Below are 23,853 nucleotides of genomic sequence, written 5' to 3' on the forward strand. Positions count from 1 at the left end.
CATTTTGCCGTGGAGCCCGTATGTCTCTGAACATTAGCGTTATTAAAGACAAAATCCTTTCTGAAAATTACTTTGTCCTGCGTAACATCACTTACGATCTCACCCGTAAGAACGGGGACGTCATTCGCCATAAACGCGAAGTCTACGACCGGGGCAATGGTGCAACCATTCTGCTGTATAACCGTGAAAAGCAAAGCGTAGTGCTGATCCGCCAGTTTCGCATCGCGACATGGGTCAATGGCAACGCGGACGGACGTCTGATTGAAACCTGTGCAGGTCTGCTGGACGACGATGAGCCGGAAGTGTGTATCCGCAAAGAAGCCATTGAAGAGACGGGTTTTGAGGTGGGGACGGTGCAGAAAGTCTTTGAGCTGTTTATGTCCCCTGGCGGGGTCACCGAGCTGATCCACTTCTTCATTGCGGAATATACCGATGCCCAGCGCACGCACCGGGGCGGTGGCGTGGACGACGAAGACATTGAAGTGCTGGAAATGCCTTTCGCTAAGGCTGTTGACATGGTGAAACGCGGCGAGATCCGCGACGGTAAAGCGGTGATCCTGTTGCAATATCTGCAAACCAGCGGGCTGATGAATGCCGCGGCGGAAGCGCGATAAGTTGTATTTCAGATAAATCTATCCGATAAATCCGATTGAGCCAGCCCGCCCAGGGCACGAAGATACGCCCCAGATTGACCTATTCGTTTGCGGGGCTGTGCCGTTCATGCGCTACTGCGTTTTTCTTATCTTCTTCATTTGCGTGCTTCCCGCGCCTCGGGTGTGGGCTGCGCCTGCGCAGCAGTCTTTTTCAGACTGGCAGGTGACCTGCAATAACCAGAACTTCTGCGTAGCGCGCAACACTGGCGAGCATCGCGGTCTGGTCATGTCGCTGAGCCGCAGTGCGGGGGCAAAAACGGACGCCAGCCTGCGCATTGATCTCGGTGGGCTTTCGGCGCCTCCGGTGAAAGAGCCTGACATCGCCCCGCGCCTGCTGCTCGACAATGTGCCGCTTAAACTCACGTCGCAACACTGGCAGTTAACCCCCTGGCATCTTAAAACAGACGATACGGGCACCATCACCACGTTTCTGAAAACCATTCAGGAAGGTCAGGCGCTGACTCTGCGCGGGGGGAAGCAGACAATCTCTCTGGCCGGGCTGAAAGCGGCGCTGCTGTTTATCGATGCCCAGCAAAAACGCGTCGGAAGTGAAACGGCATGGATTAAAAAAGGGGATAGTCCACCGCTGAGCGTGCCGCCTGCGCCGGCATTAAAAAAGGTGGCGGTGGTGAACCCCACGCCAACGCCGCTGACGCATAACGAATTGAACGATCTGCTGGATTACGGTAACTGGCGCATGAACCACAGCCAGTGCTCTCTCGATCCGAACCGGCGTGAGGTGCGCGTGACCGCGCTGACCGATGACAAAGCGCTGATGATCATCAGCTGTGAGGCGGGGGCGTACAACACCGTCGACCTGGCGTGGCTGGTGTCGCGTAAAAAACCGTTTGCGGCCAGGAGCGTGAGATTGCGTCTGCCGTTTACCCCTTCCAGCCAGAGTAGCGACATGGAGCTGATGAATGCCAGCTTCGATGAAAAAACGCGCGAGCTGACCACGCTGGCGCTGGGATGCGGGATTGGCGACTGTGGGATCCAGACCCGCTGGCGTTTTAACGGCCAGCGCTTCCGTCTGGTACGCTACGCGGAAGAGCCAAGCTGTGATAACTGGAATGGGCCAGATGCCTGGCCCACGCTGTGGATCACAAGGTAGGGTTTTGCCGATTTGTAGGCCGGGTCAGGCGCAGCCGCCACCCGGCAACGCAGATCGCACTACAGCACGCTCAGCGCCTTCTCCACTACGTTCTCAACGGTAAAGCCGAAGTACGGAAACAGCTTATCGGCCGGGGCGGATTCACCGTAACCCTTCATGCCGACAATCGCCCCTTTCAGACCCACATATTTGTACCAGTAGTCGGCAATGCCAGCTTCAACCGCCACGCGCGCCGCGACGTTTGAAGGCAGCACCGATTCGCGGTACGCCTCATCCTGGGCATCAAAGATATCCGTTGAAGGCAGGGAAACCACGCGCACCGCGTGACCCTCGGCGGTCAGTTTCTCCGCCGCTTTTACCGTGATTTCCACCTCTGAACCGGTGGCAATCAGGATCACGTCTGGCTTGCCGCCGCTGTCTTTCAGGATGTACCCGCCGCGGGCGATATTTTTCACCTGCTCCGGCGTGCGCTCGATCTGCGCCAGGTTCTGGCGCGACAGGATCAGCGCCGTGGGTCCGTTATGACGCTCTACGGCCAGCTTCCAGCCCACTGCCGCTTCAACCTGATCGCACGGACGCCAGGTACTGAAGTTTGGCGTCAGGCGCAGGCTCGCCAGCTGCTCTACCGCCTGGTGCGTCGGCCCATCTTCACCCAGTCCGATGGAGTCGTGGGTGTACACCATGATTTGCCGCGCCTTCATCAGAGCCGCCATACGCGCCGCGTTACGGGCATATTCGACAAACATCAGGAAGGTAGCGGTGTACGGCACGAAGCCGCCATGGTGGGCGATGCCGTTGGCAATGGCGGTCATCCCGAACTCGCGCACGCCGTAGTGGATGTAGTTCCCGGCAATGTCCTCCTTCAGGGATTTAGAGCCGGACCAGATGGTAAGGTTACTTGGCGCCAGATCCGCCGATCCGCCCAGCAGTTCGGGCAGGATTGGGCCAATTGCGTTCAGGGTGTTTTGTGATGCCTTACGGGTGGCAATTTTCGCCGGGTTGGATTGCAGGTTTTCAATCATCGCCTGGGTTTTCTCTTCCCAGTCTTCCGGCAGGCCGCCGCTCATGCGGCGGGTAAACTCAGCCGCCAGATCCGGATACGCTTTTTTGTAAGCGGCAAACTTCTCGTTCCAGGCCTGCTGCGCTTTTTCACCTGTTTCGCGAGCATCCCAGGCCTTGTAGATCTCTTTTGGGATCTCAAAGGCCGGGTGTTTCCAGCCCAGTTTCTGGCGGGTCAGCGCCACTTCCTCTTCACCCAGCGCCGCGCCGTGCGCCTCTTCTTTGCCCGCTTTGTTCGGCGAGCCGAAGCCGATGGTGGTGCGGCAGATGATCAGGGACGGTTTGTCCTTCACGCTCTGCGCTTCCTGAATCGCTTTTTTCACCGCCTCAGGATCGTGACCGTCGATCTCGTGTACCACGTGCCAGTGATAGGCTTCAAAGCGTTTTGCCGTGTCGTCGGTAAACCAGCCCTCGGTTTCCCCGTCAATGGAGATACCGTTGTGATCGTAGAAGCCAATCAGCTTGCCCAGGCCCAGGGTGCCCGCCAGCGAGCAGACCTCGTGGGAGATCCCCTCCATCAGGCAGCCATCACCCATAAAGACATAGGTGTAGTGATCGACAATCTCGTGGTCGGGCTGGTTGAACTGCGCGGCCAGCGTACGCTCGGCAATCGCCAGGCCGACGGCATTCGCCAGCCCCTGGCCCAGCGGGCCGGTAGTGGTTTCAACACCCGGCGTATAGCCGATCTCCGGGTGGCCCGGCGTTTTGGAGTGCAGCTGGCGGAAGTTTTTTAACTCCTCAAGCGGCAGATCGTAGCCGGAGAGGTGCAGCAGGCTGTAGAGCAGCATCGATGCGTGACCGTTGGAGAGAATAAAACGGTCGCGATCGTACCAGGTCGGATCGGTCGGGTTGTGCTTGAGGAAGTCGTTCCACAGCACTTCGGCAATATCAGCCATACCCATGGGGGCGCCAGGGTGGCCGGAATTGGCTTTTTGTACGGCATCCATGCTGAGGGCGCGAATGGCGTTGGCGAGCTCTTTACGGGACATAGTTCACTCCGTGGCAAGGTTAAAGTTTGGCAGCGAGAAGATCTTCGAGTTTGCGCTGGTCGACGGCGAACTGACGGATGCCGTCCGCCAGTTTTTCCACGGCCATTGGGTCCTGATTGTGCTCCCAGCGGAATTCCGCTTCGGTCATGGGTTTTGGTTTTGGCAGAACGGTAGAGGTCGGCACAAGCTTGCGGATCACCGTCTCTTCACTCTCCTGAAGCTTTTTCAGCAGGTCAGGGGAGATGGTCAGCCGGTCGCAGCCCGCGAGCGCCAGGATCTGCTCGGTGCGGCGGAAGCTGGCCCCCATCACGATGGTCTCGTAGCGATGCTGCTTGTAATAATCGTAGATATTACGCACCGATTTTACGCCAGGATCTTCTTCCACCACGTACGGATCCATTGGCTGTTTCGCCTGATACCAGTCGTAGATACGTCCGACAAACGGTGAAATCAGGAACACGCCCGCTTCGGCGCAGGCACGCGCCTGGGCGAAGGAGAACAGCAGCGTCAGGTTGCAGTGGATCCCCTCTTTCTCCAGCACTTCCGCCGCGCGGATGCCTTCCCAGGTAGACGCAAGCTTGATCAGGATGCGTGACTTATCGATCCCCTGCTCCTGGTAGAGTTCCACCAGGCGGCGAGCCTTGTTGATGCTCTTTTCCTGGTCAAACGAGAGGCGGGCGTCCACTTCGGTGGAGACGCGTCCCGGTATGCTTTTAAGAATTTCCGCACCGATATTGACCGCCAGCTTGTCGCTGGCCTCGGCGACCTGCTGCTCCTGCGTTTTCCCGCGCTGTTTGCCATAGGCAAGGGCGTCATCAATCAGATGACTAAAGTGCGCAAGACCGGCCGCCTTGAGCAGCAGAGAGGGATTGGTGGTCGCGTCTTCCGGCTGGTAGTGACGAATCGACTCGATGTCGCCGCTGTCTGCAACCACGGTGGTAAATTGTTTGATGCCGTCTAGCTGGTTCATAATTACTCCTTGGAAATAAAAGAGTTAGTCGAGTGCGTTAGTTCACACTTCTGAGAAAATCATGATGGACTTAACAAAAAAGCATAGCAGACGGGGGAGGCATTGCTTTCTGAGACGGGTAACATGGCTGTTATAAATTGATAACAATTTTTATTCTGCAATGGTGAGAGTTTGGCAGCCTTCAAAGTTTAGGAGCCTGCCTGCGGCGATACTATGCGGCACACCAGGGTGTGCATAGGAACGTCGACATCACCCTTTTTGACCGAAACGTGAAAGGAATAACAAGATGGATGATCAGTTAAAACAAAGCGCTCTCGATTTTCACGAGTTTCCTGTTCCGGGTAAAATCCAGGTATCCCCGACCAAACCGCTGGCGACCCAGCGCGATCTGGCGCTGGCCTACTCGCCAGGCGTGGCTGCTCCGTGCCTGGAAATCGAAAAAGATCCGCTGGCAGCGTACAAATACACCGCCCGTGGCAACCTGGTGGCCGTTATCTCTAACGGTACGGCGGTGCTGGGGTTAGGGAACATCGGTGCGCTGGCCGGTAAGCCGGTGATGGAAGGGAAGGGCGTTCTGTTTAAGAAATTTGCCGGTATCGACGTCTTCGATATCGAAGTGGACGAACTGGATCCGGATAAATTCATCAACGTGGTGGCGGCGCTGGAGCCGACCTTCGGCGGCATCAACCTGGAAGACATCAAAGCGCCGGAATGTTTCTATATCGAGCAGAAGCTGCGCGAGCGTATGAACATTCCCGTGTTCCATGACGACCAGCACGGCACGGCGATTATCAGTACCGCCGCCATTCTGAACGGCCTGCGCGTGGTAGAGAAAAATCTCTCCGACGTGCGCATGGTGGTCTCCGGCGCAGGCGCCGCGGCCATCGCCTGTATGAACCTGCTGGTGGCGCTGGGCATGCAGAAGCACAATATTGTGGTCTGCGACTCCAAGGGCGTGATCTACAAAGACCGCGAGCCAAACATGGCGGAAACCAAGGCGGCCTATGCGGTGGAAGACGACGGCAAGCGCACGCTAGAAGACGTCATTGAAGGTGCCGACATTTTCCTCGGCTGTTCAGGCCCGAAAGTACTGACCCAGGAGATGGTGCAGAAGATGGCGCGCGCGCCAATGATCCTGGCCCTGGCGAACCCGGAGCCGGAAATTCTGCCGCCGCTGGCGAAGGCGGTGCGTGAAGACGCGATCATCTGTACCGGACGTTCGGACTACCCGAACCAGGTGAACAACGTGCTCTGCTTCCCGTTCATCTTCCGAGGTGCGCTGGACGTCGGCGCTACGGCAATCAACGAAGAGATGAAGCTCGCCGCCGTTCATGCTATCGCAGAGCTGGCGCACGCCGAGCAGAGCGAAGTGGTGGCCTCCGCCTACGGCGATCAGGATCTGAGCTTCGGCCCCGACTACATTATCCCTAAACCATTTGACCCGCGTCTGATCGTGAAGATCGCGCCAGCGGTGGCTAAAGCGGCGATGGACTCCGGCGTGGCGACGCGGCCGATTGAAGATTTCGATGCCTACGTCGATAAACTCACCGAGTTCGTCTACAAAACCAACCTGTTTATGAAGCCGATCTTCTCCCAGGCGCGCGCTGACGCGAAGCGCGTGGTGCTGGCGGAAGGGGAAGAGGCGCGCGTGCTGCATGCCACGCAGGAGCTGATCACCTTAGGGCTGGCGAAACCGATCCTGATTGGTCGTCCGAGCGTGATCGAGATGCGTATTCAGAAGCTGGGCCTGCAAATTAAGCCGGGCGTCGACTTTGAGATCGTCAATAACGAATCCGATCCGCGCTTCAAAGAGTACTGGAACGAATACTATTCGATCATGAAGCGTCGCGGGATCACCCAGGAGCAGGCGCAGCGGGCGGTGATCAGCAATACCACGGTGATCGGCGCGATCATGGTTCATCGCGGTGAGGCGGATGCGCTGATCTGCGGCACCATCGGCGAGTACCATGAGCATTTCAGCGTGGTGCAGGAGATCTTCGGCTATCGCGAGGGCGTCCATACTGCCGGCGCAATGAACGCGCTGCTGCTGCCAAGCGGTAACACCTTTATCGCCGATACCTACGTCAACGACGATCCTTCCCCGGAGGAACTGGCGGAAATCACCGTGATGGCGGCGGAAACCGTGCGCCGCTTTGGTATCGAGCCGAAAGTGGCGCTGCTGTCGCACTCTAACTTCGGGTCATCCAAATCCGCGGCGGCGTGCAAAATGCGCCAGACGCTGGACCTGGTGCGCGAGCGTGCGCCGGAGCTGATGATCGACGGCGAGATGCACGGCGACGCCGCGCTGGTGGAGAGCATCCGTAACGAACGCATGCCGGACAGCCCGCTGAAAGGCTCGGCGAACGTGCTGATTATGCCAAACGTGGAAGCGGCGCGTATCAGCTATAACCTGCTGCGCGTGTCGAGTTCTGAAGGGGTGACCGTAGGGCCAGTGCTGATGGGGGTGTCAAAACCGGTGCATGTGTTAACGCCGATTGCCTCCGTGCGTCGTATCGTCAACATGGTGGCGCTGGCGGTGGTTGAGGCACAGACGCAGCCGCTGTAATTAACCCCACCCCTCACCCTAACCCTCTCCCCTGAGGGGAGAGGGGACAGCTCCGAGCCGTCTTTTCACCCTCGCCCCTTTGGGGAGAGGGCCGGGGTGAGGGGTAAGGGTTACACCCAGTCCCGAACCCGAATAAACTCACTCAAGGCAGCCTCCGGGCTGCCTTCTTTTGGCGCGTAGCTGTATTCCCAGCGCACCAGCGGCGGCATCGACATCAGAATGGACTCCGTGCGCCCACCGGTTTGCAGGCCAAACAGCGTCCCGCGATCCCATACCAGGTTAAACTCCACGTAGCGCCCGCGGCGGTAAAGCTGGAACTCACGCTCGCGCACGCCGTAGTCGGTGTTTTTGCGGCGTTCGACAATCGGCAGATAGGCATCGGTAAAGCCTTCACCCACCGCGCGCATAAAGCTGAATGCGGTATCAAAATCCGGGGTGTTGAGATCGTCAAAGAACAGTCCGCCGATGCCGCGCTGCTCGTCGCGGTGCTTCAGATAGAAATAGTCATCGCACCACTTTTTGTATTTCGGGTAAACGTCTTCGCCAAACGGCAGGCAGAGGTCGCGCGCGGTGGTGTGCCAGTGCACGGCGTCCTCTTCGAAGCCATAGTAAGGCGTTAAGTCGAAACCGCCACCAAACCACCAGACCGGATCGGCCCCCGGTTTTTCCGCGATGAAAAAGCGCACGTTGGCGTGGCTGGTTGGCACAAACGGGTTATGCGGATGCACCACCAGCGAGACGCCCATCGCCTCGAAGCTGCGGCCCGCCAGTTCAGGCCGATGCGCCGTGGCGGACGCTGGCATTGCATCACCGTGGACGTGGGAGAAGTTGACCCCGGCCTGTTCAAAAATACCGCCGTTACGCAGCACGCGGCTGCGCCCGCCGCCGCCCGCTTCGCGCTGCCAGGCGTCTTCCTGAAATTCACCGCCGTCTGCGGCGGAAAGTTTCTGGCAAATCGCGTCCTGTAGCTGCATCAGGAAAGTTTTGACCAGCTGTGCATTCGGTTTCATCAACGTTTCCTGGAGTGCGCTTTTTGATTATCGAACCAGTTGAAATAACTGATGACCCCGGAGGCGATGGCGTTCGCGATCTTCTGACGAAACGCCGTGGTGCCGAGTAAACGCTCTTCTTCCGGGTTGGTAATGAACGAGGTTTCCACCAGCACGGACGGAATGGACGGGGACTTCAGCACCACAAACGCGGCCTGCTCGGTGCTTTTGCTGTGCAGACGGTGCACGGGCTTAATCCGTTTAAGGATATGCGAGCCGAGCGTCAGGCTGTTTTTGATGGTATCGGTCTGCACGAGATCAAACAGAACCTGCTGTAACAGATGGTCTTTGTCGGTAGCTTTTTTCCCGGCCACTTCATCCGCCCGGTTTTCACGATCGGAGAGGTATTTCGCCATGGCGCTACTGGCGCCACGGTTGGAGAGAGCGAACACCGAGGCGCCTGCGGCGGAAGGGTTTGTGAAGCCATCCGCGTGAATGGACATAAACAGGTCTGCGCCGTGCTTGTGGGCAATCTCCACGCGATCGTACAGTGGGATAAACGTGTCGCCCGTGCGCGTCAGGCGGGCGTCAATACCGTTGCTGCGTAAAATTGCGCGCACATTTTTTGCAATTGCCAGCACGACGTGTTTTTCTTTCGAACCGTTTCGGCCAATGGCGCCGGTGTCGATCCCGCCGTGGCCTGGATCGAGCATGACCAGACGCTTTGCGCCGGCTTTTTTGGTTTTCGGCTTGCTGTGTCCGTTACTGGTTTTAAGCGTGCTCTCTTCTTTTGCCTGAGCCTGCTTTGCGATGCCCGTTAACGTTAAGGCCGCCAGCCCCGCTTTGAGAACCTGACGACGCGATGTGAGTGCTTTTAATGGTTTGAATGTGCTCATGCGGCCTGAATTGTAAAAATTGGGGTCCTGGTGTTATATCGTATCGCGTTTTGCGTGACGACATTCCTTATTGAGAATTGTTTTACTTTTCATTTCAATACGTGACAAAGTGACATTATGCCAAATTTTGGCGAGTTTTTCCCCGGTTATTGGCTAAATGCCTTGTTCACGCCATAATCACTGTTTTTAAACCCGAAAAGGCGGTTAATACCATGGAGATACGCGTTTTTCGCCAGGAAGATTTCGAAGAGGTGATCACCCTTTGGGAGCGCTGCGATCTGCTGCGTCCGTGGAACGATCCGGAGATGGACATCGAACGGAAGGTGAATCACGACGTCAGTCTGTTTCTGGTCGCTGAGGTCAACGGCGAAGTAGTCGGGACGGTGATGGGCGGGTACGACGGCCACCGCGGCTCGGCCTACTATCTGGGCGTGCACCCGGAATACCGCGCGCGCGGCATCGCCAACGCGCTGCTTAACCGTCTGGAAAAGAAGCTGATCGCCCGTGGCTGCCCGAAAATCCAGATTATGGTCCGGGAAGATAACGACGTGGTGCTGGGCATGTATGAACGTCTGGGCTACGAGCATGCGGATGTACTGACGCTGGGTAAGCGCCTGATCGAAGATGAAGAGTACTGAGTTCCACCCTGGCGACTATGATGTTCACGGTCGTCTGCGTCTGCCTTTTTTGTTCTGGTGCGTTCTGCTGTTGCAGGCCCGCACCTGGGTGCTGTTCGTGATGGCTGGCGCGTCGCGCGGGCAGGGCGATACGCTACTGAATCTCTTTTATCCCGATCACGATGCGTTCTGGCTGGGGTTACTGCCCGGTGTACCGGCGGTGCTGGCGTTCCTGTGCAGCGGACGGCGGCAGTTCCTCCCGCGCTTCTGGCGCGCACTTCGCTGGCTATTGATTCTGGCGCAGGTTGTGCTCCTGGTCTGGCAGCCCGTGCTCTGGCTGTACGGCGAGCCGCTATCAGGTATCGGGATTGCGCTGGTGGTGGCGGATATTGTCGCGCTGCTGTGGCTGGTCACGAATCCCCGTTTACGCGCCTGTTTTACGCAAGAGCCAGATTAAAACGGCACTTTTTGCCGATACTGCACTCCAACAAGCGTTGATTTACTACGTAAGGACGTCTCAATGAAATCGCTGCGTTTACTTTTATGCGCTCTCCCGCTGGCGTTAACCGGCTGTTCCACGCTCTCATCCATCAACTGGTCTGCGGCCTATCCGTGGAACTGGTTTGTATCCTCAACGGAAGTGACCGAGCAGGGCGTGGGCAAAATTACCGCCTCGACGGCGCTGGATCAGGATGCCATTCAGGATGCCATCGGCAGTGATTATCGCCTGCGCAGCGGCATGAAAACCGAGAACGGCAACATCGTGCGCTATTTCGAAGCGTTGAAAGACGACAATGTGGCGATGGTCATCAACGGCGATAAAGGTACGGTCAACCGCATTGCGGTGATGGATGAAGAGATCCCGACCTCAGGTGGCGTGAAGGTAGGTACGCCGTTTGGCGAGCTCTACCAGAAAGCGTTTGGCCACTGCGCCAGTGTGCCGTCGGAGGAGAGCGTGGCGGTCGAGTGTAAGGCCGACGGCAGCCAGCACATTAGCTATGTATTCAGCGGCACCTGGAACGGTCCGGAAGGGTTAATGCCGTCTGACGACACCCTGAAAAAGTGGAAAGTGAGCAAAATTATCTGGAAGCAGTAATTTGCGCCTGAGCAAGCCGCCTCGCTGAAATCCAGGTATAATAGCCGCCATCAATGCCACGCAGTCGTGGCATCTTTTTTTCAGGAGGAGCGATGTCTCAGGTTCAGAGTGGCATTTTGCCAGAACATTGCCGCGCGGCGATTTGGATTGAAGCCAACGTCAAAGGGGATGTGGATGCCCTGCGCGCGGCCAGCAAAGTTTTCGTTGATAAACTGGCCACCTTCCAGGCCAAATTCCCCGAAGCCCATCTGGGCGCGGTGGTTGCCTTTGGCAATACCGTCTGGCGTCAGCTGAGCGGCGGCGAAGGCGCAGAAGAGCTGAAAGATTTTATTCCTTATGGCAAAGGTCTTGCGCCTGCCACCCAGTATGACGTCCTGATCCATATCCTCTCCCTGCGCCACGACGTGAACTTCTCCATCGCTCAGGCAGCGATTGAGGCCTTTGGTGACAGCATCGACGTGCAGGAAGAGATCCACGGTTTCCGCTGGGTGGAAGAGCGCGATTTGAGCGGCTTCGTCGACGGCACCGAAAACCCGGCCGGGGAAGAGACGCGCCGCGAGGTGGCTGTAATCAAGGATGGCGTTGACGCGGGCGGCAGCTACGTGTTCGTCCAGCGCTGGGAGCATAACCTCAGGCAGCTCAACCGCATGAGCGTGCATGACCAGGAGATGATGATTGGCCGTACCAAAGATGCCAATGAAGAGATTGACGGCGATGCGCGTCCGGTCACGTCCCACCTGTCCCGCGTTGACCTTAAAGAAGACGGTAAGGGGCTGAAGATTGTTCGCCAGAGCCTGCCGTACGGCACCGCGAGCGGTACGCACGGCCTTTACTTCTGCGCTTACTGCGCGCGCCTCTACAACATTGAACAGCAGCTGCTGAGCATGTTTGGCGATACCGACGGCAAGCGTGACGCCATGCTGCGCTTCACCCGTCCGGTGACTGGCGGCTACTACTTTGCGCCGTCCGTTGAGCGCCTGCTGGCGCTGTAAATCGCTCTCCATTCGTAGGCCGGGTAAGCGTTAGCGCCACCCGGCAATTTCTCTCGCACCCTTATTCCCTTTTCTGCTTCTAAATCACCAAACGGTATATAAAACCGTTACTCCTTTAGACTCCGTTATAAATATTATGACTATAAGATAGTCATCACATTTATAAGGGTGCGCAATGGCCGTTACTGTACTGAAAAAAGGATCGCTGGCACTGGCAGGTTTACTGCTGGTGGCGCAGGCGCAGGCAACCGAGTTGCTGAACAGTTCTTATGATGTTTCGCGCGAGCTGTTTGCCTCCCTTAATCCCGCATTTGAACAGCAGTGGGCGAAAGAGAACAACGGCGACAAGCTGACCATCAAACAGTCGCACGCTGGCTCATCCAAGCAGGCGCTGGCCATTTTGCAGGGGCTGAAAGCGGACGTGGTGACCTACAACCAGGTCACGGATGTGCAGATCCTGCACGACAAAGGCAAGCTGATCCCGGCGGACTGGCAAAGCCGCCTGCCGAACAACAGTTCGCCGTTCTACTCCACCATGGGCTTCCTGGTGCGCAAGGGCAACCCGAAAAACATACACGACTGGAACGACCTGGTGCGTTCTGACGTCAAGCTGATCTTCCCGAATCCGAAAACCTCCGGCAACGCACGTTACACCTATCTGGCGGCGTGGGGCGCGGCGGACAAAGCTGACGGTAACGATAAAGCGAAAACCGAACAGTTTATGACCCAGTTCCTGAAAAACGTCGAGGTGTTTGATACCGGCGGCCGGGGCGCAACCACCACTTTCGCCGAGCGCGGGCTGGGCGACGTGCTGATCAGCTTTGAATCCGAAGTGAACAATATTCGTAAACAGTACGAAGCGCAGGGCTTCGAAGTGGTTATCCCGAAAACCAACATTCTGGCCGAGTTCCCGGTGGCGTGGGTGGATAAAAACGTCAAAGCCAACGGCACTGATAAAGCGGCAAAAGCCTATCTCAACTATCTGTACAGCCCGCAGGCGCAGACGGTGATTACTGACTATTACTACCGCGTTAATAATCCGGACGTGATGAACAAGCTGAAAGACAAATTCCCGCAGACCGAGCTGTTCCGCGTGGAAGACCATTTCGGTGCCTGGCCTGAGGTGATGAAAACGCATTTTGCCAGCGGCGGTGAGTTAGACAAATTGCTGGCGGCGGGGCGTAAGTAATGTTTGCAGGATCAACAAGACGTGTGCTGCCGGGTTTTACCTTAAGCCTCGGGACCAGCCTGCTGTTCGTCTGTCTGATTTTATTGTTACCGCTCAGCGCTCTGGTGATGCAGCTCTCTGAGATGAGCTGGTCCCAGTACTGGGAAGTGGTCACCAATCCTCAGGTGGTGGCGGCCTATAAGGTCACGCTACTGTCTGCGTTCGTGGCCTCGATTTTTAACGGCGTGTTTGGCCTGCTGATGGCGTGGATCTTAACCCGCTATCGCTTCCCGGGCCGCACGCTGCTCGACGCGTTGATGGATCTGCCCTTTGCCCTGCCGACGGCAGTGGCCGGTTTGACGCTGGCGTCGCTGTTTTCCGTGAACGGCTTTTACGGTGAGTGGCTGGCGAAGTTTGATATCAAAGTGACCTATACCTGGCTCGGTATCGCGGTGGCGATGGCCTTTACCAGCATCCCGTTTGTGGTGCGTACCGTGCAGCCGGTGCTGGAAGAGTTAGGACCCGAATACGAAGAGGCCGCGGAAACCCTGGGCGCCACGCGCTGGCAGAGTTTCCGTAAGGTTGTTCTGCCGGAACTTTCTCCGGCCTTGCTGGCGGGGGTGGCGCTCTCCTTTACCCGCAGCCTCGGTGAATTTGGCGCGGTCATTTTTATCGCCGGGAACATCGCGTGGAAAACCGAAGTGACCTCGCTGATGATTTTTGTCCGTTTGCAGGAGTTTGATTATCCGGCCGCGAGCGCGATTGCCTCGGTGATCCTTGCCGCGTCGCTGCTGCTACTGTTTTCGATTAACACTCTGCAAAGTCGCTTTGGTCGACGTGTGGTAGGTCACTGATGGCGGAAGTTACGCAATTGAAGCGCTATGACGCGCCCCGCATCAACTGGGGCAAATGGTTTCTGATTGGTACCGGCGTGCTGGTCTCCGCATTCATTCTCGTCGTGCCGATGGTGTACATCTTCGTACAGGCCTTCAGCAAAGGGATTATGCCCGCGCTGCAAAATCTGGCCGATCCGGACATGCTCCACGCCATCTGGCTGACGGTGATGATTGCCCTGATCACTGTCCCGGTGAATCTGGTGTTTGGCGTATTGCTGGCCTGGCTGGTAACGCGCTTTAACTTCCCGGGGCGTCAGCTGCTGCTGACCCTGCTGGATATCCCGTTTGCGGTGTCTCCTGTGGTGGCGGGTCTGGTTTATCTGCTCTTCTACGGCTCCAATGGCCCGCTGGGCGGCTGGCTGGATGAACACGACCTGCAAATCATGTTCGCCTGGCCGGGGATGGTGCTGGTGACCGTCTTTGTCACCTGTCCGTTCGTGGTGCGCGAGCTGGTGCCAGTGATGCTCAGCCAGGGCAGCCATGAAGATGAAGCCGCGGTGCTGCTCGGCGCTTCCGGCTGGCAGATGTTCCGCCGCGTCACGCTGCCGAATATCCGCTGGGCACTGCTTTACGGCGTGGTGCTGACCAACGCCCGTGCGATCGGTGAGTTTGGCGCGGTGTCGGTAGTATCCGGCTCGATTCGCGGCGAAACCCTGTCGCTGCCGTTACAGATTGAATTACTGGAACAGGACTACAACACTGTCGGTTCCTTTACTGCCGCAGCGTTGCTGACGCTGATGGCCATTTTGACCCTGTTTTTGAAGAGTGTGGTGCAGTGGCGTTTAGAGAATCAGGAAAAACGTCAGCATCAGGAGGGAAATCATGAGCATTGAGATTGCCAATATTAAGAAGTCTTTTGGTCGCACCCAGGTGCTGAATGATATCTCGCTGGATATCCCTTCCGGACAAATGGTGGCGCTGCTGGGGCCGTCTGGCTCCGGTAAAACCACGCTGCTGCGTATTATCGCCGGGCTTGAGCACCAGACCAGCGGACATATCCGCTTCCACGGTACGGACGTGAGCCGCCTGCATGCCCGCGACCGTAAAGTGGGCTTTGTATTCCAGCATTACGCGCTGTTCCGCCACATGACGGTATTCGACAACATTGCGTTTGGCCTGACCGTGCTGCCGCGTCGTGAACGTCCAGATGCCGCCGCCATCAAAGCGAAAGTGACCAAACTGCTGGAGATGGTGCAGCTTGCACATCTGGCGGACCGCTTCCCGGCTCAGCTTTCCGGCGGGCAGAAGCAGCGCGTGGCGCTGGCGCGTGCGTTAGCCGTTGAACCGCAAATCCTGCTACTGGACGAACCGTTTGGCGCGCTGGATGCGCAGGTGCGAAAAGAGCTGCGTCGTTGGCTGCGTCAGCTGCATGAGGAACTCCAGTTCACCAGCGTTTTCGTGACCCACGATCAGGAAGAGGCGATGGAAGTGGCCGACCGCGTGGTGGTAATGAGTCAGGGCAACATTGAGCAGGTTGACGAGCCAGAGCAGCTCTGGCGTGAACCGGCGACCCGCTTTGTGCTGGAGTTTATGGGAGAAGTAAACCGCCTTCAGGGCACCATTCGCGGCGGTCAGTTCCACGTTGGCGCGCACCGCTGGCCGCTGGGGTATACCTCCGCGCATCAGGGGCCGGTGGATCTATTCCTGCGTCCGTGGGAAGTGGACGTCAGCCGCCGTACCAGCCTGGATTCACCGCTTCCGGTGCAGGTGCTGGAAGCTAGCCCTAAAGGTCACTACACCCAATTAGTGGTACAGCCCCTGGGCTGGTACACCGAGCCGCTGACCGTGGTTATGCGTGACGACGAGCCGCCGCACCGGGGGGAACGCCTGTTTGTGGGGCTGCAACACGCGCGCATTTATCACGGCAACGAGCGCATCGAGACGCGCGAGGATATTGCTCTGGCGGAGTCAGCCTGATAGGTTATTGAGTATGTTTTTCGCCCGGTGGCGTGATGCTTACCGGGCTTTTTATTGAGTAAAAATCGTGAATACACTCGAACACACCATCGGCAACACCCCTCTGGTCAAACTTCAGCGCATGGGGTGTGACAACGGCAGCGAAATCTGGGTCAAACTTGAAGGCAATAACCCGGCGGGGTCGGTGAAAGACCGGGCGGCGCTGTCGATGATTGTTCAGGCCGAAAAGCGCGGCGAGATAAAGCCCGGCGATGTGCTGATCGAAGCCACCAGCGGTAACACCGGTATCGCACTGGCGATGATAGCCGCCCTAAAAGGCTATCGTATGAAGCTGCTGATGCCGGATAATATGAGCCAGGAGCGCCGTGCCGCCATGCGCGCCTATGGAGCCGAGCTGATTCTGGTGAGCAAAGAGCAGGGGATGGAAGGGGCGCGAGATTTAGCGTTAGCGATGGCGGAGCGCGGGGAAGGCAAGCTGCTCGACCAGTTTAATAACCCGGACAACCCGTACGCGCACTACACCACCACCGGCCCGGAAATCTGGCAGCAAACCGCCGGGCGCATCACCCACTTTGTCTCCAGCATGGGGACCACGGGCACGATCACCGGTGTGTCACGCTTTCTGCGTGAACAGGATAAGCCAGTGACGATTGTCGGCCTGCAACCGGAAGAGGGGAGCAGTATTCCGGGCATCCGCCGCTGGCCGGCGGAGTATATGCCGGGCATCTTTAATGCGCAGCTTGTGGACCAGGTGCTGGATATTCATCAGCGCGAGGCGGAAAATACCATGCGTGAGCTGGCCGTACGTGAAGGCATCTTCTGCGGCGTCAGCTCTGGCGGTGCCGTAGCGGGCGCGATCCGGGTGGCTGAGTCCACGCCGGGATCGGTGGTCGTAGCGATTATTTGCGATCGCGGCGACCGTTACCTGTCTACCGGCGTCTTTGGTGAAGAGAGTTATTCGCAGGGGGCGGGGATTTAAGCGTCATGGAGATGATTTTATTCCGGGATAACACCCGGGCGCAGCAAACCGATATTGTCGCCGTACAGTCGCAGGTGGTGTACGGCAGCGTGGGAAACAGCATCGCGGTGCCGAATATTCGCACCCACCGGCTGAACGTTACCGCCGTGCCGACGGTGCTGTTCAGCAATACGCCACACTACGACACCTTCTACGGCGGGGTGATCCCGGACGAGTGGTTCAGCGGCTACCTGAAGGCGCTGGAAGAGCGTGAGATTTTACGCGAGTTAAAAGCGGTGACAACCGGGTATATGGGCAGTGCCAGCCAGATCGTGCTGCTGGCGCAGTGGCTGAAGGCGATCAAAGTGCAACATCCCGATCTGCTGGTGCTGGTTGACCCGGTAATCGGGGATATCGACAGCGGGATGTACGTGAAGCCGGATATTCCTGAAGCCTACCGTGAACATCTGCTCCCGCTGGCCCAGGGCATTACGCCCAACGTGTATGAACTGGAAGTGCTGAGCGGCAAACCGTGCCGTACGCCGGAGAGCGCCATTGCCGCCGCGCAGGGGCTGCTGTCCAACTCGCTGAAATGGGTGGCTATCACTAGTGCGCCAGTGGCTGACGATCCGCAGAATATCCACGTCGTGCTGGTGAGCGAAGAAGGTGTTACCGTTAGCGCGCACCCGCGCGTAGAGACGGATCTGAAAGGGACGGGGGATCTGTTCTGTTCGGAGCTGGTGAGCGGTATCGTCGGGGGTAAAACCGTGGCCGACGCCATTCGCATGGCGGGCGACAGGGTGACTGACGTGATGATCTATACGCAGTCGAAAGGCTATGACGAGCTTATCCTGCCTGCATAAACAAAAATGGCGCCCGAAGGCGCCATTTTACCGTGCGGCAAGAATTACTTCTTGATGCGGATAACCGGGGTTTCACCCACGGTAACGCTGCCAGACAGTTTGATCAGTTCTTTGATTTCGTCCATGTTGGAGATAACAACCGGAGTCAGGGTAGACTTCGCTTTTTCTTCCAGCAGTGGCAGATCGAATTCAATTACCGGGTCGCCAACTTTAACACGCTGGCCTTCTTCCGCGATACGTTTGAAGCCTTCGCCTTTCAGTTCAACGGTGTCGATACCGAAGTGAACGAACAGTTCGATACCGCTATCGGATTCGATAGAGAACGCATGGTTGGTTTCAAAAATTTTACCGATGGTGCCGTCAACTGGAGCAACCATTTTGTTGCCAGTTGGTTTGATAGCAATGCCATCACCAACGATTTTCTCAGCAAACACTACATCCGGCACGTCTTCGATGTTGACGATCTCGCCGGAGAGCGGAGCAACAATCTCAATAGTTCCGGAGTCTTTCTTGTCATCAGAAACCAGAGATTTCAGTTTATCGAACAAACCCATGATCTTCTCCTAAGCAGTAAATTGGGCCGCATCTCGTGGATTAGCAGATTGTTTTTTCTTCAATGAACTTGTTAACCAGCGTCATTAACTCGTCCGTTGTCGGTTGAGCAAGAGCCTGCTCTGCTAACACCTTCGCATCTTCGAAGTTCGTGTTACGGATAATCTTCTTAATGCGCGGGATGGAAATGGCGCTCATAGAGAATTCGTCCAGACCCATACCCAGCAACAGAAGTGTAGCACGTTCGTCGCCTGCAAGCTCACCACACATGCCAGTCCATTTACCTTCTGCATGAGAAGCATCAATAACTTGCTTGATCAAATTCAGTACGGACGGTGACATTGGCTGGTAGAGATGTGAAATCATATCATTACCACGGTCAACTGCCAGGGTGTACTGCGTTAAATCATTGGTACCGATACTAAAGAAATCAACTTCTTTGGCTAAATGACGCGCAATGGTCGCGGCTGCCGGTGTTTCCACCATCACGCCGATCTCAATGGATTCGTCAAATGCTTTACCTTCGTCGCGCAGTTCCTGTTTGTAGATTTCGATCTCTTTCTTCAGTGCACGCACTTCTTCAACAGAGATGATCATCGGGAACATGATGCGCAGTTTACCGAAAGCGGAGGCACGCAGAATAGCGCGAACCTGGTCACGCAGGATCTCTTTGCGATCCATGGCGATACGCACGGCACGCCAGCCCAGGAACGGGTTCTCTTCTTTCGGGAAGTTCATGTACGGCAGCTCTTTGTCGCCACCGATGTCCATGGTACGGACGATAACCGCCTGCGAGCCGCACGCTTCCGCAACCGCTTTGTACGCTGCAAACTGCTCTTCTTCCGTTGGCAGAGCGTCGCGATCCATGAACAGGAATTCAGTACGATACAGACCCACACCTTCCGCGCCGTTGCGCTCAGCGCCGTCAACGTCACGTACGGTACCGATGTTAGCGCACACTTCAACCTGATGGCCGTCCAGCGTGATGGCTGGCAGATCTTTCAGTTTAGCGAGTTCCGCTTTCTCGGTAGCAACCTGCTCCTGAACGGCGCGCAGTTGCTCGATCACATCGTTAGTTGGGTTGACGTAAACCACATTGTTTACGGCATCCAGAATCAGATAGTCGTCGTTTTTAACCTGAGAGGTAACGCTACCGGTACCCACAATGGCTGGCAGCTCCAGAGAACGCGCCATGATAGAGGTGTGGGAAGTACGTCCACCTGCATCAGTAATGAAACCCAGCACCTTGTTCAGGTTCAGCTGTGCGGTTTCAGACGGGGTCAGGTCAGCGGCAACCAGGATCACTTCGTCCTGAATCGCGCTCAGATCGATGATGGCCAGACCCAGGATGTTGCGCAGCAGGCGCTTACCGATGTCACGTACGTCAGCCGCACGCTCTTTCAGGTATTCATCGTCCAGCTCTTCCAGGGCAGATGCCTGACCTTCGATAACTTCATGCGCAGCCGCGTCGGCCGTCATGCCTTTATCTTTAATCAGGGCTATGATTTCCTGCTCCAGCTCCTCATCTTCGAGCAGCATAATGTGCCCTTCGAAGATGGCTTCTTTTTCTTCACCGAAAGTTTCGCCAGCTTTAGTTTTAATCGCTTCCAGTTGCGCAGATGCCTTGGCACGACCGCTCAGAAAACGTTCAACTTCCTGATCAACCTTGTCGGCAGAAATTTTTTTCCGGTCAATGACGATTTCGTCTTCTTTCAGCAGCAATGCTTTGCCGAAAGCGATACCCGGGGATGCTAAAATGCCTGAAATCATAACCCTACCTTACTTGTGACTGATATTGAAAAGAACCCGGTAAACTTACTCGAGTTCAGCCATCAGCTTAACCAGATGCTCAACTGCTTTCTGCTCGTCTTCACCTTCAGCGGAGATGGTAACAACGGTACCCTGAGTCAGGCCCAGAGTTTGCAGCTTGAACAGGCTTTTTGCGCTAGCGCTTTTGCCGTTGGAAGTCACAGTGATTTCAGAAGTGAAGCCTTTCGCTTCTTTAACAAACTGAGCAGCAGGGCGGGTGTGCAGACCGTTCGGAGCGGTAATGGTAACTTCTTGCTGGAACATTGTATTTCCCCAACTTATAGGTTTAGTGTTGTGGAACTAAAGTCTAGCCTGGCGACTTAACTTTAGCCTGTATAGTTAGCGCTGACGTTTCAATCGTCATTAAACATTATGCAGTGAAAGCAAGACTTGAACCAAATCATAAAATCGATTCAGCAGCGCTATTTCGTTCACCGATTAATTTCGCGCATCAAAATAATTGCTGGTTTAAATACCAGACCCAACGGGGTGAAGCAATGCCAGGAGGGGTAAAACTTTGAAGCAGGCCACAAAAAAGCACCTGAAAAGGTGCTTTTTTACGCGTTTTTAACATGCTGGCATCACTGTTGCAGTTCTTTCTCTGTGAAGAGATCGGCAAACAGTGCTGTGCTTAAGTAACGCTCACCCGAAGACGGTAGGATAACCACAATGTTCTTATTGGTAAAGGTTTCGTCTTCCAGCAGTTTGAGCGCTGCCGCAACCGCCGCACCGGAAGAGATACCCGCCAGAATGCCTTCCTCGTCCATCAGGCGACGCGCCGTAGAGATGGCTTCTTCATTGGTGATGGCGACCACTTTATCGATCAGCTTCAGATCGAGGTTGCCTGGAATAAAGCCAGCCCCGATACCCTGGATTTTGTGCGGACCTGGTTTGATCTCTTCGCCTGCCAGCGCCTGAGCGATAACCGGCGAGTCGGTTGGCTCAACGGCAACGGTAATCAGATCTTTTTTACCTTTCGTGCCTTTAATATAGCGAGACACCCCGGTCAGCGTACCGCCGGTGCCTACGCCGGAGATAAACACATCAACCTGACCGTCGGTATCTTCCCAGATTTCCGGGCCGGTGGTTTTCTCATGAATTTCCGGGTTGGCCGGGTTGCTGAACTGCTGGAGCAGCAGATATTTTGCAGGATCGCTGGCGACGATTTCTTCGGCCTTCTGAATCGCGCCCTTCATGCCTTTCGCGCCTTCGGTCAGGACCAGGTTCGCACCCAGCGCTTTCAGCAGCTTACGACGCTCAATGCTCATGGTTTCAGGCATAGTCAGCGTCAGCTTATAGCCACGCGCCGCCGCAACATAGGCCAGAGCGATACCGGTATTGCCGCTGGTGGGTTCAACCAGCTCAACGCCAGGTTTCAGCACGCCACGCTTTTCAGCATCCCAAATCATATTCGCACCGATACGGCATTTAACGCTGAAGCTTGGGTTACGAGATTCGACCTTCGCCAGAATGCGTCCATTACCGATACGGTTCAGTCGAACCAGGGGCGTATGACCGATAGTCAGCGAGTTGTCTTCATAAATCTTACTCATGGCCTGTCCTTAACTGTATGAAATTGGGATACCGACCCAGCATACCTGTTGAACAGGTATGGGGAAGTAAGGAAATCGCATATCTATATGCTGCAAGGAAATAATGGGGATCAGTATGGAATAAGGGGCGGCATAAGCCACCCCTCTTTTACACATTTTTGCATTACTTCCATAACGCGTGCTTAGCACGGTAGCAGTCCACCCACATCGCCGTCGCGCCGCATACGGCAACGGGCATGATGAACAAATTCAGGAAAGGGATCATGGTAAACAGGCTGGTCAGCGCGCCAAACTGCATATTGGCAACCTTCTGAGTGCGCAGGGCAGTGCGCATCTCTTTAAACGGCACTTTGTGGTTATCGAACGGATAATCACAGTACTGGATAGCGAGCATCCAGGCGCTGAACAGGAACCACAGCACGGGCGCGACCGTCTGGCCAATCCCGGGTACAAAATAAAGGATAAGCAGCACAATCGCCCGCGGCAGGTACCAGGCGAACTTCTGCCATTCACGCTTCATGATGCGGGGGAGATCTTTCACGAGCCCCAATACGCCCGTGTCAGGTGGCGTCGCACCGGTCAGGCGCGCTTCAAGCTGTTCGGCCAGCAGACCGTTGAACGGCGCGGCTATCCAGTTTGCTATCGTCGAAAAGAAATAGCCGAAAACCAGCAGCACGGAGATAACCGCAATCGGCCAGAGCAGGTAGTCTAGCCACTGTAACCAGTCCGGCACATAGCTCATCAGGGAAGGGATCCACGTTTCCAGTCTGGTGAACAGCCACCAGAAGGCCCCGCCCATCAGAATAATGTTGATCAGTAACGGCAAAATAACGAAGCGTCGAATGCCCGGCAGGGAGACCAGTTTCCAGCCCTGAGAAAAGTACCAGACCCCGCTGCGTGGGGCAGAAGAAGATGTTGAAACCATACCAGGCTGTACTCCTTTTTACACAACCAGTGGAATTGCCCGCCTATATTATCCAGTTACGGGCCAATGACCAGTTCGGAAATGTTCGAAAAACCAGCAAAAAGCACGATTTAGTTCATCTTTATGCTGTGAATGCTCTGCATACACTTGCACTTGACGTAAACGGCAAATACTCTTAGTGAGTAAATGTTTGCCGTGGTGGCAAGGTGTTAGAACAACAGAGAATATAATGATGCAGGATTTGCGTCTGATATTAATCATTGTTGGCGCGATCGCCATAATCGCTTTACTGGTACATGGTTTCTGGACCAGCCGTAAAGAGCGTTCCTCTATGTTTCGCGATCGTCCACTGAAGCGCATGAAGTCCAGTCGTGACGACGATGACGTTGAAGACGACATCGACGGTCTTGACGACGACGGCGTGGGTGAAGTTCGTGTTCATCGGGTCAATACTGCGCCCGGCGCAGCGCATGGAGAGCATGAAGCCCCCCGCGCTCCGCAGCACCAGTATCAACCACCGTATGCCTCTGCCCAGCAGCGCCAGCCAGCGCCGCCGCCAGTGGAAGAACCTGTTCGTCATCCGCCGCACCAGCCTGTGCAACAGCAGCCCGTTGCGCCACAGCCTGTACAGCCGCAACCTGTCCAACAGCCTGCACAGCCAGTGCATCAGCCACAGCCTGTTCAGCAGCCGCAGCCGGTACAACAACCGCAGCCGCAGCCTGAACCGCCTGCGCCACAGCCCGCCCCGCGCGCTGAGCCAGAGCCGGTTGCAGAGCCAGAACCGGTTGTTGAAAAGCCGCAGCGTAAAGAAGCGGTGATCATTATGAACGTGGCTGCTCATCATGGCACCCATCTGAACGGTGATGTGCTGCTTAACAGCATCCAACAGGCAGGCTTCAAGTTCGGCGACATGAATATTTTCCATCGCCACCTGAGTCCTGACGGCAGCGGTCCGGCGCTGTTCAGCCTGGCCAATATGGTCAATCCAGGCACGTTTGACCCGGAAATGACCGGTGATTTCGTCACGCCAGGCGTTACGATCTTTATGCAGGTGCCGTCCTACGGTGACGAGCTGCAAAACTTTAAGCTGATGCTACAGTCCGCTCAGCACATCGCCGACGAAGTGGGCGGTGTGGTGCTCGACGATCAGCGTCGAATGATGACGCCGCAGAAACTGCGCGAGTATCAGGACCGCATCCGCGAAGTTAAGGAAGCGAACGCGTAATCGTCGCGTTAACTTCAACTCCTCCTCAACCCCCGCCTGTCGGGGGTTT

General features: G+C 56.2%; 23 protein-coding genes. 14 read left to right on the top strand and 9 right to left on the bottom strand.

All coding sequences use genetic code 11. The features are described 5' to 3' along the window. Positions 1 to 20 precede the first annotated feature (20 nt). Positions 21 to 614: a GDP-mannose pyrophosphatase NudK gene (gene nudK / locus ACOTXL_RS03940; protein WP_003863554.1), complete on the top strand. Its 594-nt coding sequence runs from the start codon at positions 21 to 23 to the stop codon at positions 612 to 614. 106 nt (positions 615 to 720) lie between these two features. Continuing rightward, positions 721 to 1,764 carry a DUF1176 domain-containing protein gene (locus ACOTXL_RS03945; RefSeq protein WP_045349822.1) on the top strand — a complete coding sequence of 348 codons (1,044 nt, stop codon included), beginning with the start codon at positions 721 to 723 and terminating at the stop codon, positions 1,762 to 1,764. Between the two features lie 59 nt (positions 1,765 to 1,823). Here ACOTXL_RS03945 and tkt read toward each other — a convergent pair whose 3' ends face one another. Both tkt and tal read right to left on the bottom strand, forming a co-directional pair. After that, positions 1,824 to 3,812: a transketolase gene (gene tkt, locus ACOTXL_RS03950; RefSeq protein WP_032665866.1), complete on the bottom strand. Its 1,989-nt coding sequence runs from the start codon at positions 3,810 to 3,812 to the stop codon at positions 1,824 to 1,826. Positions 3,813 to 3,831: 19 nt separating this feature from the next. Then, on the bottom strand, positions 3,832 to 4,782 hold the full coding sequence (gene tal / locus ACOTXL_RS03955) for a transaldolase (protein WP_003863547.1): 951 nt from the start codon (positions 4,780 to 4,782) through the stop codon (positions 3,832 to 3,834). A 286-nt stretch (positions 4,783 to 5,068) separates the two neighbouring features. Here tal and maeB point away from each other — a divergent pair, with 286 nt between their 5' ends. Then, a complete protein-coding gene (gene maeB / locus ACOTXL_RS03960; protein WP_003863546.1) occupies positions 5,069 to 7,348 on the top strand; it encodes an NADP-dependent oxaloacetate-decarboxylating malate dehydrogenase in 2,280 nt (759 codons plus the stop codon). A gap of 110 nt (positions 7,349 to 7,458) precedes the next feature. Here the strand turns inward: maeB and hemF are convergent, their stop codons facing one another. Next, positions 7,459 to 8,358, bottom strand: a complete 900-nt coding sequence (hemF, locus tag ACOTXL_RS03965) for an oxygen-dependent coproporphyrinogen oxidase (RefSeq protein WP_023325023.1) — start codon at positions 8,356 to 8,358, stop codon at positions 7,459 to 7,461. Next, positions 8,358 to 9,233: an N-acetylmuramoyl-L-alanine amidase AmiA gene (gene amiA / locus ACOTXL_RS03970; RefSeq protein ID WP_045345542.1), complete on the bottom strand. Its 876-nt coding sequence runs from the start codon at positions 9,231 to 9,233 to the stop codon at positions 8,358 to 8,360. Before amiA ends, hemF begins: the two co-directional genes overlap by 1 nt. A gap of 212 nt (positions 9,234 to 9,445) precedes the next feature. Between amiA and ACOTXL_RS03975 the strand changes: the two genes are divergently transcribed. From ACOTXL_RS03975 to pdxK, 10 genes are all read left to right on the top strand, one after another. After that, positions 9,446 to 9,871, top strand: coding sequence for a GNAT family acetyltransferase (locus ACOTXL_RS03975; protein ID WP_003861292.1), 426 nt, complete (start codon positions 9,446 to 9,448; stop codon positions 9,869 to 9,871). Then, positions 9,858 to 10,307, top strand: a complete 450-nt coding sequence (locus ACOTXL_RS03980; protein ID WP_023325021.1) for a DUF2919 domain-containing protein — start codon at positions 9,858 to 9,860, stop codon at positions 10,305 to 10,307. Before ACOTXL_RS03975 ends, ACOTXL_RS03980 begins: the two co-directional genes overlap by 14 nt. A gap of 63 nt (positions 10,308 to 10,370) precedes the next feature. Further along, complete coding sequence (locus ACOTXL_RS03985; RefSeq protein ID WP_045349825.1) at positions 10,371 to 10,946, top strand: RpoE-regulated lipoprotein; 576 nt, start codon at positions 10,371 to 10,373, stop codon at positions 10,944 to 10,946. Between the two features lie 92 nt (positions 10,947 to 11,038). Continuing rightward, on the top strand, positions 11,039 to 11,938 hold the full coding sequence (locus tag ACOTXL_RS03990; protein ID WP_003861297.1) for a Dyp-type peroxidase: 900 nt from the start codon (positions 11,039 to 11,041) through the stop codon (positions 11,936 to 11,938). A gap of 175 nt (positions 11,939 to 12,113) precedes the next feature. Next, positions 12,114 to 13,127 (top strand): sulfate ABC transporter substrate-binding protein, encoded by a 1,014-nt coding sequence (locus ACOTXL_RS03995; protein ID WP_045349827.1) that lies wholly within the window; start codon positions 12,114 to 12,116, stop codon positions 13,125 to 13,127. Further along, positions 13,127 to 13,960, top strand: coding sequence for a sulfate/thiosulfate ABC transporter permease CysT (cysT, locus tag ACOTXL_RS04000; RefSeq protein ID WP_045330438.1), 834 nt, complete (start codon positions 13,127 to 13,129; stop codon positions 13,958 to 13,960). Before ACOTXL_RS03995 ends, cysT begins: the two co-directional genes overlap by 1 nt. Then, positions 13,960 to 14,835 (top strand): sulfate/thiosulfate ABC transporter permease CysW, encoded by an 876-nt coding sequence (gene cysW, locus ACOTXL_RS04005; RefSeq protein ID WP_003861305.1) that lies wholly within the window; start codon positions 13,960 to 13,962, stop codon positions 14,833 to 14,835. The genes cysT and cysW overlap by 1 nt, the downstream gene beginning before the upstream one ends. Next, positions 14,825 to 15,919 (top strand): sulfate/thiosulfate ABC transporter ATP-binding protein CysA, encoded by a 1,095-nt coding sequence (cysA, locus tag ACOTXL_RS04010; protein ID WP_032659702.1) that lies wholly within the window; start codon positions 14,825 to 14,827, stop codon positions 15,917 to 15,919. The genes cysW and cysA overlap by 11 nt, the downstream gene beginning before the upstream one ends. Positions 15,920 to 15,986: 67 nt before the next feature. Then, entirely contained in the window at positions 15,987 to 16,898 is a 912-nt protein-coding gene (gene cysM / locus ACOTXL_RS04015) for a cysteine synthase CysM (RefSeq protein WP_045345549.1), read from the top strand. Between the two features lie 5 nt (positions 16,899 to 16,903). After that, complete coding sequence (pdxK, locus tag ACOTXL_RS04020) at positions 16,904 to 17,740, top strand: pyridoxine/pyridoxal/pyridoxamine kinase (protein ID WP_003861313.1); 837 nt, start codon at positions 16,904 to 16,906, stop codon at positions 17,738 to 17,740. 44 nt (positions 17,741 to 17,784) lie between these two features. On the opposite strand, the gene crr is transcribed toward pdxK, so the two are convergent. From crr to cysZ, 5 genes are all read right to left on the bottom strand, one after another. Beyond that, positions 17,785 to 18,294 carry a PTS glucose transporter subunit IIA gene (gene crr / locus ACOTXL_RS04025; protein ID WP_003861316.1) on the bottom strand — a complete coding sequence of 170 codons (510 nt, stop codon included), beginning with the start codon at positions 18,292 to 18,294 and terminating at the stop codon, positions 17,785 to 17,787. Between the two features lie 40 nt (positions 18,295 to 18,334). Continuing rightward, positions 18,335 to 20,062 carry a phosphoenolpyruvate-protein phosphotransferase PtsI gene (gene ptsI / locus ACOTXL_RS04030; RefSeq protein ID WP_023314613.1) on the bottom strand — a complete coding sequence of 576 codons (1,728 nt, stop codon included), beginning with the start codon at positions 20,060 to 20,062 and terminating at the stop codon, positions 18,335 to 18,337. Positions 20,063 to 20,107: 45 nt separating this feature from the next. Then, positions 20,108 to 20,365: a phosphocarrier protein Hpr gene (ptsH, locus tag ACOTXL_RS04035; protein ID WP_000487600.1), complete on the bottom strand. Its 258-nt coding sequence runs from the start codon at positions 20,363 to 20,365 to the stop codon at positions 20,108 to 20,110. A gap of 317 nt (positions 20,366 to 20,682) precedes the next feature. Next, the gene (gene cysK / locus ACOTXL_RS04040) at positions 20,683 to 21,654 is read right to left on the bottom strand and encodes a cysteine synthase A (protein ID WP_006811453.1); all 972 of its coding nucleotides are present in this window, start codon (positions 21,652 to 21,654) and stop codon (positions 20,683 to 20,685) included. A gap of 163 nt (positions 21,655 to 21,817) precedes the next feature. Then, complete coding sequence (gene cysZ / locus ACOTXL_RS04045) at positions 21,818 to 22,579, bottom strand: sulfate transporter CysZ (RefSeq protein ID WP_003861323.1); 762 nt, start codon at positions 22,577 to 22,579, stop codon at positions 21,818 to 21,820. Positions 22,580 to 22,808: 229 nt separating this feature from the next. Here cysZ and zipA point away from each other — a divergent pair, with 229 nt between their 5' ends. Then, entirely contained in the window at positions 22,809 to 23,804 is a 996-nt protein-coding gene (gene zipA / locus ACOTXL_RS04050) for a cell division protein ZipA (RefSeq protein WP_045349829.1), read from the top strand. The last annotated feature ends 49 nt before the right edge of the window (positions 23,805 to 23,853 follow it).

Origin of the sequence: Enterobacter cloacae complex sp. IR5402 (assembly GCF_049238125.1) — a bacterium.
In the GTDB taxonomy this organism is placed as follows: Bacteria; Pseudomonadota; Gammaproteobacteria; order Enterobacterales; family Enterobacteriaceae; genus Enterobacter; species Enterobacter hormaechei_C.